Raw genomic sequence first — 17,450 nt, 5'->3', positions numbered from 1 at the left:
AATGGTCGAAACCTTACTGGAAGTACGCAACCTGAGTAAGACCTTTCGCTACCGCACCGGGCTGTTCCATCGCCAGACCGTGGAAGCGGTGAAACCGCTGAGCTTTACGCTGCGCGAAAAGCAGACGCTGGCGATTATTGGCGAGAATGGTTCCGGCAAATCCACGCTGGCTAAGATGCTGGCGGGCATGGTTGAGCCAAGCGGCGGTGAAGTGCTGATTGACGATCATCCGCTGGCATTTGGCGATTACTCCTTCCGCAGCCAGCGCATCCGTATGATCTTCCAGGATCCCTCCACCTCGCTCAATCCGCGCCAGCGTATTTCGCAGATCCTGGATTTCCCGCTGCGGCTGAATACCGATCTGGAGCCTGACGCTCGCCGTAAACGTATCTTTGAAACCCTGCGTATGGTCGGACTGCTGCCCGATCACGAAAGTTACTATCCGCATATGCTGGCTCCAGGACAGAAGCAGCGTCTTGGGCTGGCGCGCGCCCTGATTTTGCGCCCGAAGGTGATTATTGCTGACGAAGCCCTCGCCTCACTGGATATGTCGATGCGTTCGCAGTTAATTAACCTGATGCTGGAATTGCAGGAAAAACAGGGGATCTCTTATATCTACGTGACCCAACATCTTGGCATGATGAAACACATCAGCGACCAGGTGATGGTCATGCATCAGGGTGAAGTTGTCGAGCGCGGCAGCACGGCGGATGTGCTGGCCTCCCCACTCCACGATTTAACAAAACGCCTGATTGCCGGACATTTTGGTGAAGCGCTAACTGCTGATGCATGGAGAAAGGATCGGTAACCGCCCGTCAGGCGTCTCCCGCGACAGCGAATATTTCGACTCAGAACTTCAAAGGATTAAACAGAACGTTTAATCCTTTTATTTTGCGTTGCACATCGCCATCCGCTTTATAAGCGGCTCTCCATTTTTCCTCCATACTCCAGGCAATAAGAATCAATCCTTCTCCTTCAGAATATGCAGATATTCCGGAGGAAAGAATGAACAAAACCACATATTATTTAAAACACCTTGAGTATCTGCTCAGGAAGTGTCGGTCTTATTTAATATCAGACATTAACTTTCATCTGTCCCGTCTCAAAGCAACCCACGGCGACACATTTGATATAAAATCACCTGCCACCCTGAACGAAAAAATTTGTCATCGTCTGGTCTATGACCATAATGCACACTATACGATGCTGGCGGATAAACTCGCTGTGCGGGAATATGTCCTGTCGAGAACGCAACGTCTAAAAATCGTTCCATTGATTGACGTATACCGTCGCGTTGAGCACATCGACATGACGAAACTGCCGCATAAATTTGTGTTAAAGTGCAACCATGACAGTGGAAGCGCGATCATATGCACAAACAAAGCTGAATTTGACCTTAAAAAATCGCAAAACAAGCTTCGGCTGGCATTAAAGAGAAATCTATATTACACCACACGGGAATGGCAATATAAAAACATCCCTCCTGTTATTCTGTGCGAGAAGTATATCGATCTCTTTAATGACGCGGGGCTTTGTTGAATAAATCGAACTTTTGCTGAGTTGAAGGATCAGATCACGTATCTTCCCGACAACGCAGACCGTTCCGTGGCAAAGCAAAAGTTCAAAATCACCAACTGGCCCACCTACAATAAAGCCCTCATCAACCGTGGCTCCATAACTTTCTGGCTGGATAATGAAGCTATTCAGGCCTGGTATGAGTCAGCAACACCTTCTTCACGAGGCAGACCTCAGCGCTATTCTGACCTTGCCATCACGACTGTGCTGGTCATTAAACGCGTATTCAGGCTGACCCTGCGCGCTGCGCAGGGCTTTATTGATTCCATTTTTTCTCTGATGAACGTTCCGCTACGCTGCCCGGATTACAGCTGTGTCAGCAGGCGGGCAAAGTCGGTTAACGTCAGTTTCAAAACGCCCACCCGGGGTGAAATCGCACACCTGGTAATTGATTCCACCGGGCTGAAGGTCTTCGGTGAAGGCGAGTGGAAAGTCAAAAAGCATGGCCAGGAACGCCGCCGTATCTGGCGTAAGCTGCATCTCGCCGTTGACAGTAAAACACATGAAATCATCTGCGCTGACCTGTCGCTGAACAATGTGACGGACTCAGAAGCCTTCCCGGGTCTTATCCGGCAGACTCACAGAAAAATCAGGGCAGCATCGGCAGACGGCGCTTACGACACCCGGCTCTGTCACGATGAACTGCGGCGTAAGAAAATCAGCGCGCTTATCCCTCCCCGAAAAGGTGCGGGTTACTGGCCCGGTGAATATGCAGACCGTAACCGTGCAGTGGCTAATCAGCGAATGACCGGGAGTAATGCGCGGTGGAAATGGACAACAGATTACAACCGTCGCTCGATAGCGGAAACGGCGATGTACCGGGTAAAACAGCTGTTCGGGGGTTCACTGACGCTGCGTGACTACGATGGTCAGGTTGCGGAGGCTATGGCCCTGGTACGAGCGCTGAACAAAATGACGAAAGCAGGTATGCCTGAAAGCGTGCGTATTGCCTGAAAACACAACCCGCTACGGGGGAGACTTACCCGAAATCTGATTTATTCAACAAAGCCATGACGCGGACAAAAACACAACACCCGAAATGTTGAGGATTCATTGTTTCCACGGTGTTGCGCAGTTTGTGGAAGCTGATTTCACCGATGAAAGCGGCAATGGTTTTATCAACGTTTACGATCGCCACTGGCAGTTGCAGCCTTTCCAGATGGAATATCCCAACACTCCGCAGGACATACCCAAGCCCGCCTCTTATCAGGAAGCGCTGCTGGCGGCACAAGCACTGGCCCTGGGGATTGACTATTGCCGTGTCGATCTCATGCTCACCCGGGACGAGATCTACTTCAGTGAGATAACGTTAAGTCCGAAACGGGGCAAACTGACTATCACGCCGCCGGAATGGGATGCCAGGTTAGGTGAAATGTGGCAAATGACGCCCGTCGCAAACAGGCTCATTTGAGCCTGTACGCAGTTACGACGCGATCGGCCAGGTTAATTTGAAGAGGGAGTGGTTTTGCTTCGTCAATACATAGGTGACATCGCCACCGTGCGCAGACATGATGGCTTTGACCACCGACAGCCCTAAACCACACCCTTCAGGATTCAATTGTCTGGCCCCTTTATCCCGCTGAAAGGGCTGGAAGAGAAAATCATGAAATTCGCGGGGAATGCCCGGCCCTTCGTCCTGAATCAGAATGTAATTTTCTCTGCCAAACACGCCATTTTTTACGATGAGTTTACGTGATGTCGAATAATGCAGCGCATTGTCGAACAGCACGGTTAAGCACTGATTAATACGTAGCGGATCGCAGAGACACCGCTGGGCTTTAAGTTCGGTACGAAGAGTAAATTGCTTACGCTCAAACTCGGGTCTGAAGGTTTCCAGCGCCGTTTCGAGGGTTTCCTTCAGATCGATCTCACTCTTGTATAACGTATAACCGGCACCGCCGTCTGAACTGACAACCCTGAGATCTTCTATCAGCCGCGCCAACCCTTCGGTTTGTTTAAGCAGGTTATTAAACAGAACGGGTTCCGGCGTAAAAACACCGTCGACGAGCCCCTGAAGCCGCCCGCGTAAAATCGTGACGGGCGTTCTCAACTCATGAGCAATCGCCGCATTCCAGGATTTACGTTGACTGTCCAGCGTCTGTAATTTTTCAGCCATTTCGTTGAAGTCGTTGACGAGATGATTTATCTCGCCAAGCCGGGAACTGGCGCACCAGGCCCTGGCATCCAGCTCGCCCTGCGAGATGCGTTTCAGGCTTGTGGCAACCGCGTTTAATGGCGTGAGGATGCGCGATGACAGCTTTACGGTTAAAAAGAGGGAAATCATCACACTGATTGCAGAGACCGTCACGATCCACACCCAGTCCCACATCGTCATATTTTCATCGTTACCGGCCGCTACGCCGCCCGGAAGGTAATCGAGTACGAAGCTGTAAAACAGCCAGGACCCCAGGATAGCGATGGCGATAATCATCAATGCCAGCGTTAACATGTAGGTCAGAATCTGGCGGCTCAGAACAGATTCTCTGCTCATTTCTTTTCTCCCAGCCGGTAGCCCATTCCTCTAATGCTTTCTGGCACACCATGAAGACCTGCAAGCTCCAGTTTTTTACGCAGTTTGCTCATGTGGCTGTCGACCGTTCTGTCTAAGGTATCGCCTTCCGGCAGGCAGGCGTTAAGTAATTCCTCACGAGAGCAGACCTTTCTTGGGTTCCTGACCAGGTAAGTCAGCAATTTAAATTCTGTGGTGGTCAATACCGGGCAAACCACCTCTTCCCCCACCGTAACTTCTATATAGAAATCATCCGGGTAGACCGTGATGAAGGGCGTCCTGAGCGGCATTGCAGCCACCTGTTGAACGTGAGCCTTCGTCCTGCGCAGTACGGCTTCGACTCGCGCGACAACTTCAGAGGGATTGAAAGGCTTGATCACGTAGTCGTCTGCGCCCAGACGCAATCCCATCAGCTTATCAACATCCTGATCGAGGGCGGTGACCATAATAACAGGCACCGTACTCTCCCGGCGCAGCGTGGTAAGAACGCTCCAGCCATCAAATACCGGCAACTGGATATCCAGCAAAACGAGATCCGGTTTATGCAGACGTGTCAGATTTATCGCCTGCTCACCGTCAGTTGCCCTTAACGTTTTCATCCCAGCCCGCTGCAGGTAGCTCATCAGTATATCGGCGATTTCATCTTCATCTTCGGCGACTAGGATTAAATTATTTTTGTACATTTTATCTCCACAGGAACTGAAAGCGTCTCTATTATGTTGAGAAAATACGCTATACGTCATTTTATAAAAGTCTAAGACCCACGCACGACAAAAAAGTGCCGTTGCGCGACGACTTTTTATAAACATTTCTGCCACAACCGAACCCCCTTAGGTTATTGTCTCCACACTTCCTCCACATTTCGGAAATAAATACTCCATATACAGACGTAATCTTTTTTATTCAGAAAAAAACGACCAAAGAGAATAAACCGTTGAACTTCTCGCACGCACCCCGGTCTATCAATTGCTTTCATTAATACCCGAAGACACTCACCATGAATATTAATAGATATGTCTCACCTGCTAACATTGGCACGTCATGTTTGTTTCTTATTGTATCGTGGGGATTATTGCATCTTTGGATGATCCTGATACATGAAGTCGATGAAAAAGTGGCGGCAACCATTATCTCCTCACCTGTTATTTATGGTTGTATCGCAGCGACATCGTTTTTTCTTGCGATTCAACATAAAGGAGGCGGATTGACGGAACTCCTTGTCATGGCCCTGTGCCTGGCATTGATTTTTATCTACCTGATCATCATTTTCAGTATTTTGTTAAACATCGCACCTGATATTGCCGATCTGGTGTTTTACTGCGAATGTTTTCTCATTATATTTTTTGTTGGCTCACCCATTTATCTCATGTTAAGGATGATTTAATTTACTGTCTCCATATAACCTCCACAAATCGCACATCAGTACTAAACATGCGCTGTATAAAGTAACGGTTAATGGATAAATTCCTGACGGAATTCCCCTGCTCTCTGGCATTAATAACTCGAAAAATATGATCCTTAAAAATACTCATTGTCCTCCGGTCGTTTCCGGGGTTGTTGGCTCGCTCAAGGCACTTGCCGTGCGGCACCGCAAGAAGCTGTTTATTACCTTCTTTCTGGTTATTGCCGAAAATGTGACCTTTTTACTCTATCCCGTACTTGCGGGGATCGCGATAAATGCCATTCTCGCCGGGGATACCGTGAGCGCTGCACTGTATGGGCTAATGGTCCTGTTTATCTGGTGCATTGGTGCCGCCAGGCGCAGCGTGGACACGCGCACCTTCGCACGGATTTACGCCGGGCTTGCGGTCTCTGTGGTGCTGGCTCAGCGAAAATACCAGCTTAATCATTCGACAATCGCGGCGAGAGTTACCTTATCGCGTGAGTTCGTGGATTTCTTTGAAATGCATCTGCCCATGCTCATTACCTCAATGAGTTCGCTTTTTGGTGCAGCCATTATGCTGCTGACCATTGAATTCTGGGCTGGTATCGTCTGCGCCATCATCGTCTTAATCCTGATGGGATTTGTTTCCGGTTTCACCCATAAGAATGAATTGCTGTTCAGACGCCTCAATAACCGCCTCGAGAAAGAGGTGGATTATGTACATAAAGCGGGCTCTGCGACCCTCAAACGTCATTATTCTACGCTTGCACACTTGCGTATTGCGCTCTCTGACCGCGAAGCGTGGGGATATTTACTGATTGGTTCGCTGATCGCCCTGCTTTTTACGCTGACCATTATCCTGATGACCCACTCGACGGGTATTACGGCGGGTCATATCTACTCCGTGATGACCTATATGTGGATGTTTGCCACAAGCCTGGATGACGCCCCGCAACTCCTTGAGAAATTTTCACAGCTCAGAGACATCGGTAAACGGGTATCGACCGATGACGAGGCACTGCACCCGTAATGCGTTTCACTGTTAGTTGACTGGAAGTAATCCTCATGCCGCAATTTTTTATTGATCGTCCTGTTTTCGCCTGGGTCGTCGCACTTTTTATTGTTTTAACGGGCGTGTTGTCTATCCCCCGGCTGCCGGTTGCGCAATATCCGGTCGTTGCACCGCCGGGTATTATCATTACTGTCTCGTATCCCGGTGCCAGCCCTGATGTAATGAATACATCGGTCGTCTCTCTTATCGAACGTGAAATATCCGGCGTGGATAATTTGCTCTATTTTGAATCCTCGAGTGACACCACCGGTTCAGCCTCAATTACGGTGACGTTTAAGCCAGGCACAGATATTAAACTGGCGCAGATGGATCTCCAGAATCAGATAAAAATTGTCGAGCCGCGTCTGCCTCAGTCGGTCCGGCAAAACGGCATTAACGTCGAGGCGGCGAACGCCGGTTTTCTGATGATGGTGGGGTTAAAATCCACCTCCGGGAAATTTCAGGAAGCGGATTTGAGCGATTATTTTGCCAGAAATATTAGCGATGAGCTTCGCCGCGTGCCGGGGGTTGGCAAAGTCCAGCTTTTTGGTGGTGAGAAAGCGCTACGTATCTGGCTCGATCCGATGAAGCTTCACAGCTATGGGCTGTCGGTGAGCGATGTGCTTACGGCAGTCAGCCAGCAGAATACCATTGTTTCCCCCGGTAGAACGGGCGATGAACCGGCAACAGAAGGCCAGGGAGTGACTTATCCGATTACGGTCAAAGGACAACTTTCTTCGGTCGAGGCATTTCGCCATATTACCCTTAAATCCGATACCACAGGGGCCCGCCTGCAGTTGTCGGACGTTGCCCGCATTGAATCCGGCCTGCAAAGCTATGCGTACGGTATTCGCGAAAACGGCGTCCCGGCGACGGCAGCCGCAATCCAGCTGTCGCCGGGAGCGAATGCCATCAGTACCGCCTCAGGCGTGCGGGCGCGCATTGATGAGCTCTCTCGCGTGCTTCCGGAGGGAATGACCTTCACCGTCCCTTTTGATACGGCACCCTTCGTAAAGCTTTCAATTATGAAGGTGGTACAGACGTTTGTTGAAGCGATGGTGCTGGTGTTTCTGGTCATGCTGCTTTTTCTGCACAAGATACGCTGCACGCTTATTCCGGCGATTGTCGCCCCCGTGGCGCTCCTGGGCACCTTTACGATCATGCTGCTCAGCGGTTATTCCATCAACATCCTGACCATGTTCGGCATGGTGCTGGCAATCGGTATTATCGTTGATGATGCCATCGTCGTGGTTGAAAACGTCGAAAGACTGATGGTAGAAAAAGCGCTTTCACCGCGCGAAGCCACGCGGCAGGCCATGCAGGAAATCACCCCTGCCATCGCGGGTATCACGCTTGTGCTCACGGCGGTGTTTATCCCGATGGGCTTTGCTGAGGGATCGGTGGGGATCATCTATCGACAATTCTGTATTTCAATGGCCATTTCCATTTTGTTATCGGCCTTTCTGGCGCTGACGCTGACACCCGCGCTTTGTGCCACGTTACTCAAGCCCCATGAGGCGAACAAGAGAGGCGCCGGGAAATTTGCGACCTGGTTTAACGCGCATTTTCACGCCCTCACGGCGGTATATGCCTCCAGCCTGGGCGCCGTATTAAAACGAACGGGCCGCATGCTGCTGCTGTATGTTGCCCTTTGCGCTGCCCTGTTTGCTGGCCTGTCGTCTTTGCCCTCCTCGTTTTTGCCGGATGAAGATCAGGGCTACTTTATGTCATCCCTGCAACTGCCGTCTGATGCGACCATGCAGCGTACCCTTAAAGTGGTTGAAAAATTTGAAGAGGAAATTGCATCGCGACCGGCGATTGAGAGCAACATTATGATCCTGGGCTTTGGCTTTTCAGGTTCTGGCCCCAACTCGGCCATGGCCTTTACCACGCTTAAGGACTGGAAAAACCGACAAGGGATCACCGCCCAGGATGAAGCGAACGCTATCCAGTCGCGCATGGAGAGCGTTTCTGATGCCGTGACGATGAGCCTGCTCCCTCCGGCGATTTCGGATATGGGGACCTCATCCGGATTTACTTACTATCTGCAGGACCGGGCAGGGCTGGGATATCAGGCTCTAAAAAAGGCTGCGGATGACCTTGTTCAGCAGGCAAATCAACGGCCTGAACTGAGTGATGTCTACATAGATGGCCTGCCGGATGGCACCAGCCTGGCGATTCAGATCGACCGGGAAAAAGCCGAGTCCATGGGCGTCTCGTTTGACGAAATTAATCAAACCTTGTCTGTGACCACGGGCTCCAGTTACGTTAATGACTATACCAATAACGGCCGCGTTCAACAGGTGATTGTTCAGGCCGATGCGCCCTACCGCATGCAGCCCGAACAATTTTTAGCCTTATCGGTAAAAAATCGGACGGGACAGATGGTGCCGGTCTCTGCGTTTGCCACCCTTTCATGGAACGTTGCGCCCCAGCAGTTGAACCGCTATCAGGGTTATCCTGCGATACGTATTACGGGAAGTGCCGCCTCGGGTGAATCCAGCGGTACGGCAATGAAAACCATGGAAGCGCTGGCAAGAGAGATGCCTGCGGGTATCGCAGGGGAATGGGCCGGGAGTTCATTGCAGGAGAAAGCGTCTGAGTCACAGCTTCCCGGCCTTATTGTGCTGTCGATCCTCGTTGTGTTTATGGTTCTTGCGGCGCTCTATGAGAGCTGGTCTATACCCTTCGCGGTCATGCTGGTCGTGCCATTGGGTCTTATTGGCGCGGTAGTGGCCGTGCACATTGCCGGCATGACAAATGATGTTTTCTTCAAGGTGGGGATGATCACCCTGATCGGGCTGTCTGCAAAAAACGCCATTCTGATTGTCGAGTTTGCCAGGCAGCTGCAGCGGGAGGGGGAAACAATCGTGGCAGCAACGCTACAGGCTGCCCGGCAACGCTTGCGACCTGTTCTGATGACCTCACTGGCCTTTACGCTAGGGGTTATCCCGTTAATGTTGGCCCGTGGCGCAAGTGACAGCACGCAGCATGCCATTGGTACCGGGGTTTTCGGCGGTATGATTAGCGGTACATTTCTCGCCATTTTCTTCGTCCCGGTTTTCTTTATTGTCGTCGCGCGTTTCATCGAGCACGCCAGAAAAAGGTGAAACGCTTTACGGGATCACACTTCGACGCTGGTTGGATGAGGTGAACCTGACGCCGGGTGATATACTGGACGAATGCCGAAATTTTCACAGCCGCGTTTCCCATATCAGCCCCTTACGCGCGTTCATTCCCGGGAGATTCGCGAGAAATAGCGTGACACAAGGGGCAGTGAGTGGGCTATAATTTCGAGCTGATTTCGAATAATTTTGAAATACTGCCTGTAACGCTATGAATTACAAGGCAAAATAAGCAATGAATATAAGGATTAAAGCTATGGGTTTTCTTTCCGGTAAGCGCATTCTGGTAACCGGCGTTGCCAGCAAACTGTCCATCGCATACGGCATCGCACAGGCAATGCATCGCGAAGGCGCTGAGCTGGCGTTCACCTACCAGAACGACAAGCTGAAAGGCCGTGTTGAAGAATTTGCCGCGCAGCTGGGTTCCAGCATTGTTCTGGAATGTGACGTTGCACAAGATGAAAGCATCGATGGCATGTTTGCTGAACTGGCAAAATCGTGGGACAAATTCGACGGTTTCGTTCACTCCATCGGCTTCGCACCTGGCGACCAGCTTGACGGTGACTACGTGAACGCGGTAACCCGCGATGGCTTTAAAATCGCTCACGACATCAGCTCTTACAGCTTTGTTGCGATGGCGAAATCTTGCCGTGCCATGCTGAACCCGGGCTCCGCCCTGCTGACCCTGTCCTACCTGGGCGCAGAGCGCGCAATCCCTAACTACAACGTGATGGGTCTGGCTAAAGCGTCTCTGGAAGCAAACGTCCGCTACATGGCGAACGCAATGGGCCCTGAAGGCGTGCGCGTTAACGCCATCTCTGCAGGTCCAATCCGCACCCTGGCGGCTTCCGGTATCAAAGATTTCCGTAAAATGCTGGCACACTGCGAAGCGGTTACCCCGATTCGTCGTACCGTTACCATTGAAGATGTGGGTAACTCTGCAGCATTCCTGTGCTCTGACCTTTCCGCGGGTATCTCCGGCGAAGTGGTTCACGTTGACGGCGGCTTCAACATCGCTGCAATGAACGAGCTGGAAATTAAATAAGTTTGTGACTCTCTTCCCGCCCGGGAAGAGAGTTTTTCCCGCCCCGCCCTCTCTCGTTATTCCGTTCTGCTATTTGTTATCACCTAACAATATTTTTCCCCTCATCCGCCTTACGCCAGGATATTGATCGCCATTTTGAGATCAAGGAACGCCCATGGAACAACGCCGTTTTTCCGGCAAAGGCCACTGGTACCACGAAACCCAGTCAAACCACGCGCAGACGGATGTCCTGCCTCTGGTGCCCGAAGCCGCTAACGTCGACGATCGTTTTTTGCTCGATTTAGCCTTACCGGATGAGATTGTTACTGCCTGTGCTGGCTGGCTTACTCCTGCCCGGGCGTTATGTCACCGGCTGTTTCCACTCGATATCGCCGTCAACCGTCTGCATACGCTGAGTGCCTACGACAGGCTAAGCACCGCGCTGACGGTGGCGCAGGCCTGCGGGGTTCAAAGGCTCTGTAACCACTACGCCGCCCTTCTCGCCCCCCTTCCCGGCCCGGACTCCTCTCGCGAAAGTAACCGCCGTCTGGCCCAGATCACGCAGTATGCCCGCCAGCTTGCCAGCTCACCGGATGTCATTGATGATAAAGCGCAGAACCAGCTTGATGAGGTGGGTCTGACAACGTATGACATCGTGCTCATCAGCCAGATTATTGGCTTCATCGGTTTTCAGGCCCGCGTGGTAGCAGTATTTCAGGCGCTGCTGGGCCACCCCGTACGCTGGTTGCCGGGACACCATATTCAACCGCACACGCTGCCCGCCAGGCCCGGCGCCTGGATCGCTCTACTGCCTGTCGTGGAACTGCGCTATGCCAGTGCGCATCAACTTGAGTCGCTTTCACGCTGGCAAGCCGAGCCCGCCCTTCAGGCGCTGACGCCTGTGCTCTGCCACGAACCCACGTTGCTCGATCTGACGGGAGAAATCCTGAACTATTGCCGCAATGAAGACCGGGCCGCGTCGCCGGCGCTCTTAGCGGCCGTGGAGTTGTTGACACGTTCACCGGGCCGTTTCAGTGCAGCACAGTTTAACCCGCTCACGGAAGAAGGACTTCCCGCTGGCCGGGCGATTGCACTGCTTACGCGAAGCGCGTTAGACGGCTGGCTGGAGCGCCTGAAAGTGGCGCTTGGCAAAGCGGAATAACCATACTATTTACCCAAAGAGCGCTTGCTGTGGCAGTGAGAATCGCGTAAAACTGTCAGCCGCTCAATGGCTACGAAAATAGAACATTATGTTTCAGGACAACCCGCTGCTAGCGCAGCTTAAACAGCAACTGCATTCCCAGACGCCGCGTGCAGAAGGGGTCGTAAAAGCCACGGAAAAAGGCTTTGGTTTCCTTGAAGTCGACGCGCAGAAAAGCTACTTCATTCCGCCACCGCAGATGAAGAAAGTGATGCACGGCGACCGCGTCATGGCGGTTATTCATACCGAAAAAGAGCGTGAATCTGCCGAGCCGGAAGAACTGATCGAGCCGTTCCTGACCCGTTTTGTGGGCAAGGTACAGAGAAAAGACGATCGTCTCTCCATCGTGCCGGATCATCCTCTGCTGAAAGACGCCATCCCCTGCCGTGCCGCTCGCGGCGTTGAGCATGATTTTAAAGAAGGTGACTGGGCCGTTGCGGAAATGCGCCGTCATCCACTGAAAGGCGATCGCGGTTTCTATGCGGAACTGACCCAGTTCATCACGTTCGGTGATGACCATTTTGTACCGTGGTGGGTTACGCTTGCGCGCCATAACCTTGAGAAAGAAGCCCCGAACGGCGTCGCCACCGAGATGCAGGACGAAGGTATTGAGCGTCGCGATCTGACTGCCCTGGAGTTTGTTACTATCGACAGCGCCAGTACGCAAGATATGGATGACGCCTTGTATGCTGAAGAACTTGCTGACGGCAAACTGCTGTTAACCGTTGCCATTGCCGATCCTACCGCCTGGATTGCTGAAGGCAGCAAGCTGGACGATATCGCGAAAATCCGTGCGTTCACCAACTATCTGCCGGGCTTTAACATCCCGATGCTGCCTCGTGAACTCTCCGACGATCTCTGTTCGCTGCGTCCGAACGAAGTGCGTCCGGTGCTCGCCTGCCGCATGACCATTGCTGCGGACGGCACAATTGAAGACGATATCGAATTCTTCGCCGCCACCATTGAATCTAAAGCCAAGCTGGCTTACGACGACGTCTCTGACTGGCTGGAGAACACGGGCAGCTGGGAACCGGCCTCTGAAGCCATTGCCGCACAGATTCGTCTGCTGCACCGCATCTGTCTGAGCCGCAGCGAGTGGCGTCAAACCCATGCGCTGGTGTTCAAGGATCGTCCGGACTATCGCTTCGTTCTGGGCGAAAAAGGTGAAGTGCTGGATATCGTGGCCGAACCACGACGCATTGCGAACCGCATCGTCGAAGAAGCGATGATTTCCGCCAATATTTGTGCCGCACGCGTGCTGCGCGAAAAGCTCGGCTTCGGCATTTATAACGTTCATACCGGGTTTGATCCGGCGAACACCGAAGCGCTGGCCGCCTTACTGAAGAACCATGATGTGCATGTTGACCCGGAAGAAGTGCTGACCTTGCAGGGCTTCTGCAAGCTGCGCCGCGAGCTGGACGCACAGCCTTCTGGTTTCCTCGACAGCCGTATTCGTCGCTTCCAGTCCTTTGCCGAGATCAGCACTGAGCCTGGCCCACACTTCGGCCTCGGTCTTGAAGCCTACGCCACCTGGACATCTCCAATTCGTAAGTATGGCGATATGGTTAACCATCGCCTGCTGAAAGCGATCATTAAGGGCGAATCAATTGCGCGTCCTCAGGATGACACGACCTTGCAGATGGCAGATCGTCGGCGCCTGAACCGCATGGCGGAACGTGACGTAGGTGACTGGCTGTACGCCCGCTTCCTGCAGGACAAAGCCGGCACAGACACTCGCTTCGCTGCAGAAATCATTGATATCAGCCGTGGGGGGATGCGCGTACGTCTGGTGGATAACGGGGCGGTGGCCTTTATCCCTGCGCCGTTCCTGCATGCCGTTCGCGATGAACTTGTCTGCAGCCAGGAAAACGGGACTGTGCAAATCAAAGGTGAAACGGTTTACAAGGTCACCGACGTGATTGACGTAACTATCGCCGAAGTCCGCATGGAAACCCGCAGCATCATCGCGCGCCCTGCCGCCTGATAAGCTGTTCAATTGTCGGCCCTTTCCTTGCCGGACGGGCCGACAATTTTTTCTTTTACGCCACGCTGCAAACTCTTCATTTTTTCTTACTATTTTCAGACTTCCCCCGCCCAAATTCGCCAGAATTATCTACAGTAAAAGAGTGCCGTTATATTCGGTTACGTGAATTTTTATTTGCTAAGTATCCTTTTTTACCTGACTCGTTTTATTATAAGAAACCCGGGAAAAAACAATAAGTTCACATCGGTCTGGCCGTGGTCTCACCTCGAAAAAGCCGATTGCAACGGAATAAATTGTGCGCTAACAGGTAGCTGCAGGAGAAAACATGATGGACGATCTGGAGCAGAATTTGCTGTTTCGTTACATGGGAACTCACAGCCCCTGGTGGCGACTGACAGCAGACAGCAATGCTCTGCACCTTTCTACCAGCGAAAATGCCGATGTCACTCAGGTGGTGGCGCTGGATGATGAACAGGCCGAACTTATTCGCCAGTTAACCGTTATTACGTCCAGTATCTCTATGACGCTCTCGTTGTACGGCGAAGATGTTCCTGTTCACCTTGTCGGACGCAAAATAACCCGTAATGAGTGGGCCGGAACAGCTTCTGCGTGGAACGATACGCCTTCCGTAGCCCGGGACCTTGCTCAGGGGCTGTCCTTTGCGGAACAAGTGGTTTCGGAAGCCAACTCCGTTATCGTAATCCTCGATCAGAACGGCAATATTCAGCGGTTTAACCGCCTGAGCGAGGAGTACACCGGCCTGAAAGAACAAGAAGTTATCGGCCAGAACGTGTTTAAGTTGTTTATGAGCCGCAGTGAAGCGGCAGCCTCTAAGCGCAACATCACCGGCTTCTTTCGCAACGGCAGCTCTTACGAAGTCGAGCGCTGGATCAAAACGCGAAAAGGACAACGGTTGTTTCTGTTCAGAAACAAATTTGTCCACAGCGGTAGCGGTAAAAATGAAATTTTTCTTATCTGTTCCGGCACCGATATTACGGAGGAGCGCCGCGCCCAGGAGCGCCTGCGGGTGCTGGCCAATACCGACACCATCACCGGGTTGCCGAACCGCAACGCGATCCACGAACTGATTTCAGATGCCATCGACAGCCGCGGTGAGACGCAGGTTGGCGTGGTATATCTCGATCTCGATAACTTCAAAAAGGTGAACGACGCCTACGGGCACATGTTTGGCGATCAGTTATTACAGGCGGTCGCGCTGGCCATTCTGAGCTGTCTGGAAGAAGGCCAGGTGCTGGCGCGACTCGGCGGCGATGAATTTATTGTCATGGCCACCAATACCTCTCAGGGTTCTCTGGAAGCGATGGCATCACGCATTCTGACCCGTCTGCGCCAGCCGTTCAGAATTGGTTTGATTGAAATTTATACCGGTTGCTCGTTAGGTATCGCCCTCGCCCCGCAGCACGGTAACGATCGGGAAAGCGTCATCCGCAATGCCGATACCGCCATGTACACGGCGAAAGAAAACGGCCGGGGTAAGTTCTGCGTCTTCTCGCCGGAAATGAACCAGCGCGTGTTTGAGTATCTCTGGCTGGATACCAACCTGCGCAAAGCGCTGGATAACGATCAGTTGCTGATCCACTACCAGCCTAAAGTCACCTGGCGTGGTGAAGTCAGAAGCCTTGAAGCGCTGGTGCGCTGGCAATCACCAGAACGCGGGTTGATTCCTCCGCTGGAGTTTATCTCGTATGCTGAGGAGTCAGGGCTGATTGTGCCGCTTGGCCGCTGGGTCATGCTTGATGTGGTTCGCCAGGTGGCGAAATGGCGCGACAAAGGCATTAACCTGCGCGTGGCGGTGAACGTCTCGGCCCGTCAGCTGGCAGATCAAACCATTTTCAGCGACTTAAAACAGGCCCTGAAGGATCTGGATTTTGAATACTGCCCTATCGACGTTGAGTTAACGGAAAGCTGCCTCATTGAAAACGAAGAGCTGGCGCTGTCGGTGATTCAGCAGTTCAGCCAGCTTGGTGCGCAAATCCATCTGGACGATTTTGGTACCGGCTACTCGTCTTTGTCGCAGCTGGCACGCTTCCCCATCGATGCGATTAAACTCGATCAGTCATTTGTCCGGGATATTCATAAACAGTCTATTTCCCAGTCGCTGGTGCGGGCCATCGTCGCGGTGGCACAGGCGCTTAATTTGCAGGTCATTGCCGAAGGTGTGGAGAACGCAAAAGAAGACGCCTTTCTGACTAAGAACGGCGTCAACGAACGGCAGGGTTTTCTCTTTGCTAAGCCCATGCCCGCTGCCGCATTCGAGCGATGGCTAAAGCGATATCAGGCGCGTAAACAGCACTAACTGGCTTTGCGTAAACCCGCCGCCTGGTGGCGGTTTTGCAGCATGACCAGACGCTCCATATAGGCGATATCTTTTGGTTCAAGGCAGAACGCAGCGTCAACCCAATCTTCCGTGATATCCATCAGCTCGCTGCGAGGCAGCTGCAGCACGCGGGTACGGGCGCGTAACATCGCCTTTACGCCGTTCATCTTCGGCCGCAGCGTGTCAATGAACGTTCTGACGGAGACGTAACTTTGCCCGGGTTCGAACAGGACATCCACTAACCCATGCTGTTCATACCATTCTGCCGTATGAGACTCCCCTTTGTAGATGAGCTCCTCCGCCAGCTTCATGCCTGAGCGGCGAGCAACCAGCGAGTACCCCCCCATGCCGGGGAAAAGGTTGAAGGCGATCTCAGGGAAGCCTAAGCGGGCATCGCGCTGGGACAGCACAAAGTGGTGCGCCAGCGCGGCTTCGAATCCGCCCCCTAACGCACTGCCTTCGACCATCGCCAGGGTAATAGCCCCCGTATCAAACCCCCGTGACGCCGCATGAACGCAGTCCACGCAGGCACGGGCATAGGCTCTTAACGCTTCGCGGCGTCCGTTTTGGATACATTCGACAAAGAACTGTAAATCACCTCCCGCATTGTACATCTCGGGCACCAGCGAACCGGTAACCCAAAAATCGACCGCAAACCCGGACTGGCGAACGAGCCAGGAGAGGTTCATGATCTCTTCGATTAACGCATGGTTGAAGCAAGGTCGTGGCTGCGCCCGTAACATCATCCAGACTGTGCGGCGCTCCTCCTCATAATACCCGGACAACTGAGTGAAACGTTCAGTATCGGTAAACAGTGTGCAGGTAGCCTGATTGATAACTGTCATAGTCTAATTCCTCATATAAAAAAGCGCCTTGCGCGCAGTTTTAGACTAATCCACTCATTCATCACGCTGCATGCGGGGGAATAAATTTATTACTTTCATTTATGTAATTTAGTTATTGCATTTTTTCCCTTCTCTTTTGAATCCATTTTCTGCATCATTGAAAATATTAACTTTTCGTACCCGGGATGAGATTATGTCTAACATTGATGCGCAGGCCGTAGCCCAACGAATTGATACCGTGCTGGATATACTGGTTGCGGGCGATTATCACTCTGCGATCCGTAACCTTGAGATCCTGAAGTCTGAACTTCTGGCTCAGACTGGCGCCGAAACCGCGTCAGAAAACAGACAGCCAAAAGCCCCGTGGGAAGTTTAACCACGCCCTATCCGCCCTCGTTTCGCTTTATTAAATGG

The 17,450-nt window shown here is 52.3% G+C and carries 13 protein-coding genes and 2 pseudogenes; 12 read left to right on the top strand and 3 right to left on the bottom strand.

Features of this window, described 5'->3' with window-relative positions; translation table 11 throughout:
* Window position 1: 1 nt before the first annotated feature.
* The 4 genes and pseudogenes from sapF to ECL_RS08690 form a co-directional block, all read left to right on the top strand.
* A complete protein-coding gene (sapF, locus tag ECL_RS08705; protein ID WP_013096393.1) occupies window positions 2–808 on the top strand; it encodes a putrescine export ABC transporter ATP-binding protein SapF in 807 nt (268 codons plus the stop codon).
* A gap of 197 nt (window positions 809–1,005) precedes the next feature.
* Window positions 1,006–1,521 (top strand): annotated as a pseudogene (locus tag ECL_RS08700) (ATP-grasp fold amidoligase family protein); the annotation flags it as partial.
* 39 nt (window positions 1,522–1,560) lie between these two features.
* Window positions 1,561–2,529 carry an IS5-like element IS903B family transposase gene (locus ECL_RS08695; protein WP_013096391.1) on the top strand — a complete coding sequence of 323 codons (969 nt, stop codon included), beginning with the start codon at window positions 1,561–1,563 and terminating at the stop codon, window positions 2,527–2,529.
* Window positions 2,530–2,584: 55 nt separating this feature from the next.
* A pseudogene (locus tag ECL_RS08690) lies at window positions 2,585–2,986 on the top strand (ATP-grasp fold amidoligase family protein); the annotation flags it as partial.
* Between the two features lie 12 nt (window positions 2,987–2,998).
* On the opposite strand, the gene ECL_RS08685 reads toward ECL_RS08690, so the two are convergent.
* Window positions 2,999–4,066, bottom strand: coding sequence for an ATP-binding protein (locus tag ECL_RS08685; RefSeq protein ID WP_013096389.1), 1,068 nt, complete (start codon window positions 4,064–4,066; stop codon window positions 2,999–3,001).
* Window positions 4,063–4,767: a response regulator gene (locus tag ECL_RS08680; protein ID WP_013096388.1), complete on the bottom strand. Its 705-nt coding sequence runs from the start codon at window positions 4,765–4,767 to the stop codon at window positions 4,063–4,065. Before ECL_RS08680 ends, ECL_RS08685 begins: the two co-directional genes overlap by 4 nt.
* A 314-nt stretch (window positions 4,768–5,081) precedes the next feature.
* On the opposite strand from ECL_RS08680, the gene crrC reads away from it, so the two are divergent.
* The 7 genes from crrC to pdeR all read left to right on the top strand — a co-directional run bounded on the left by crrC (window position 5,082) and on the right by pdeR (window position 16,170).
* Complete coding sequence (gene crrC / locus ECL_RS08675; RefSeq protein WP_044158342.1) at window positions 5,082–5,468, top strand: colistin resistant protein CrrC; 387 nt, start codon at window positions 5,082–5,084, stop codon at window positions 5,466–5,468.
* A gap of 127 nt (window positions 5,469–5,595) precedes the next feature.
* On the top strand, window positions 5,596–6,498 hold the full coding sequence (locus ECL_RS08670; RefSeq protein WP_044158345.1) for an ABC transporter six-transmembrane domain-containing protein: 903 nt from the start codon (window positions 5,596–5,598) through the stop codon (window positions 6,496–6,498).
* Between the two features lie 35 nt (window positions 6,499–6,533).
* Complete coding sequence (locus tag ECL_RS08665; RefSeq protein WP_013096385.1) at window positions 6,534–9,629, top strand: multidrug efflux RND transporter permease subunit; 3,096 nt, start codon at window positions 6,534–6,536, stop codon at window positions 9,627–9,629.
* Window positions 9,630–9,900: 271 nt separating this feature from the next.
* Window positions 9,901–10,689 (top strand): enoyl-ACP reductase FabI, encoded by a 789-nt coding sequence (gene fabI / locus ECL_RS08660; protein WP_013096384.1) that lies wholly within the window; start codon window positions 9,901–9,903, stop codon window positions 10,687–10,689.
* Between the two features lie 154 nt (window positions 10,690–10,843).
* The gene (locus ECL_RS08655) at window positions 10,844–11,830 is read left to right on the top strand and encodes a CMD domain-containing protein (RefSeq protein ID WP_013096383.1); all 987 of its coding nucleotides are present in this window, start codon (window positions 10,844–10,846) and stop codon (window positions 11,828–11,830) included.
* An 88-nt stretch (window positions 11,831–11,918) separates the two neighbouring features.
* Window positions 11,919–13,853: an exoribonuclease II gene (locus ECL_RS08650; RefSeq protein WP_013096382.1), complete on the top strand. Its 1,935-nt coding sequence runs from the start codon at window positions 11,919–11,921 to the stop codon at window positions 13,851–13,853.
* A 325-nt stretch (window positions 13,854–14,178) separates the two neighbouring features.
* Complete coding sequence (pdeR, locus tag ECL_RS08645) at window positions 14,179–16,170, top strand: cyclic di-GMP phosphodiesterase (protein ID WP_013096381.1); 1,992 nt, start codon at window positions 14,179–14,181, stop codon at window positions 16,168–16,170.
* Here pdeR and ECL_RS08640 read toward each other — a convergent pair.
* Window positions 16,167–17,036, bottom strand: a complete 870-nt coding sequence (locus ECL_RS08640) for a crotonase/enoyl-CoA hydratase family protein (protein WP_013096380.1) — start codon at window positions 17,034–17,036, stop codon at window positions 16,167–16,169. The two genes, pdeR and ECL_RS08640, sit on opposite strands and share 4 nt — an antisense overlap.
* 193 nt (window positions 17,037–17,229) lie before the next feature.
* Here ECL_RS08640 and ECL_RS08635 point away from each other — a divergent pair, with 193 nt between their 5' ends.
* Window positions 17,230–17,412 carry a YciZ family protein gene (locus tag ECL_RS08635; protein WP_013096379.1) on the top strand — a complete coding sequence of 61 codons (183 nt, stop codon included), beginning with the start codon at window positions 17,230–17,232 and terminating at the stop codon, window positions 17,410–17,412.
* The last annotated feature ends 38 nt before the right edge of the window (window positions 17,413–17,450 follow it).

It is taken from the genome of Enterobacter cloacae subsp. cloacae ATCC 13047 (assembly GCF_000025565.1).
Classification (GTDB): Bacteria; Pseudomonadota; Gammaproteobacteria; order Enterobacterales; family Enterobacteriaceae; genus Enterobacter; species Enterobacter cloacae.
This window is presented reverse-complemented; position numbering and strand designations above follow the sequence as displayed.

Bases quoted from the DNA above. Each gene is read 5' to 3' on its own strand.
- pdeR (WP_013096381.1), top strand. From the start codon at position 14,179: ATGATGGACGATCTGGAGCAGAATTTGCTGTTTCGTTACATGGGAACT.
- ECL_RS08665 (WP_013096385.1), top strand. From the start codon at position 6,534: ATGCCGCAATTTTTTATTGATCGTCCTGTTTTCGCCTGGGTCGTCGCA.
- ECL_RS08640 (WP_013096380.1), bottom strand. From the start codon at position 17,036: ATGACAGTTATCAATCAGGCTACCTGCACACTGTTTACCGATACTGAA.
- ECL_RS08635 (WP_013096379.1), top strand. From the start codon at position 17,230: ATGTCTAACATTGATGCGCAGGCCGTAGCCCAACGAATTGATACCGTG.
- fabI (WP_013096384.1), top strand. From the start codon at position 9,901: ATGGGTTTTCTTTCCGGTAAGCGCATTCTGGTAACCGGCGTTGCCAGC.
- ECL_RS08650 (WP_013096382.1), top strand. From the start codon at position 11,919: ATGTTTCAGGACAACCCGCTGCTAGCGCAGCTTAAACAGCAACTGCAT.
- sapF (WP_013096393.1), top strand. From the start codon at position 2: ATGGTCGAAACCTTACTGGAAGTACGCAACCTGAGTAAGACCTTTCGC.
- crrC (WP_044158342.1), top strand. From the start codon at position 5,082: ATGAATATTAATAGATATGTCTCACCTGCTAACATTGGCACGTCATGT.
- ECL_RS08670 (WP_044158345.1), top strand. From the start codon at position 5,596: ATGATCCTTAAAAATACTCATTGTCCTCCGGTCGTTTCCGGGGTTGTT.
- ECL_RS08655 (WP_013096383.1), top strand. From the start codon at position 10,844: ATGGAACAACGCCGTTTTTCCGGCAAAGGCCACTGGTACCACGAAACC.
- ECL_RS08685 (WP_013096389.1), bottom strand. From the start codon at position 4,066: ATGAGCAGAGAATCTGTTCTGAGCCGCCAGATTCTGACCTACATGTTA.
- ECL_RS08680 (WP_013096388.1), bottom strand. From the start codon at position 4,767: ATGTACAAAAATAATTTAATCCTAGTCGCCGAAGATGAAGATGAAATC.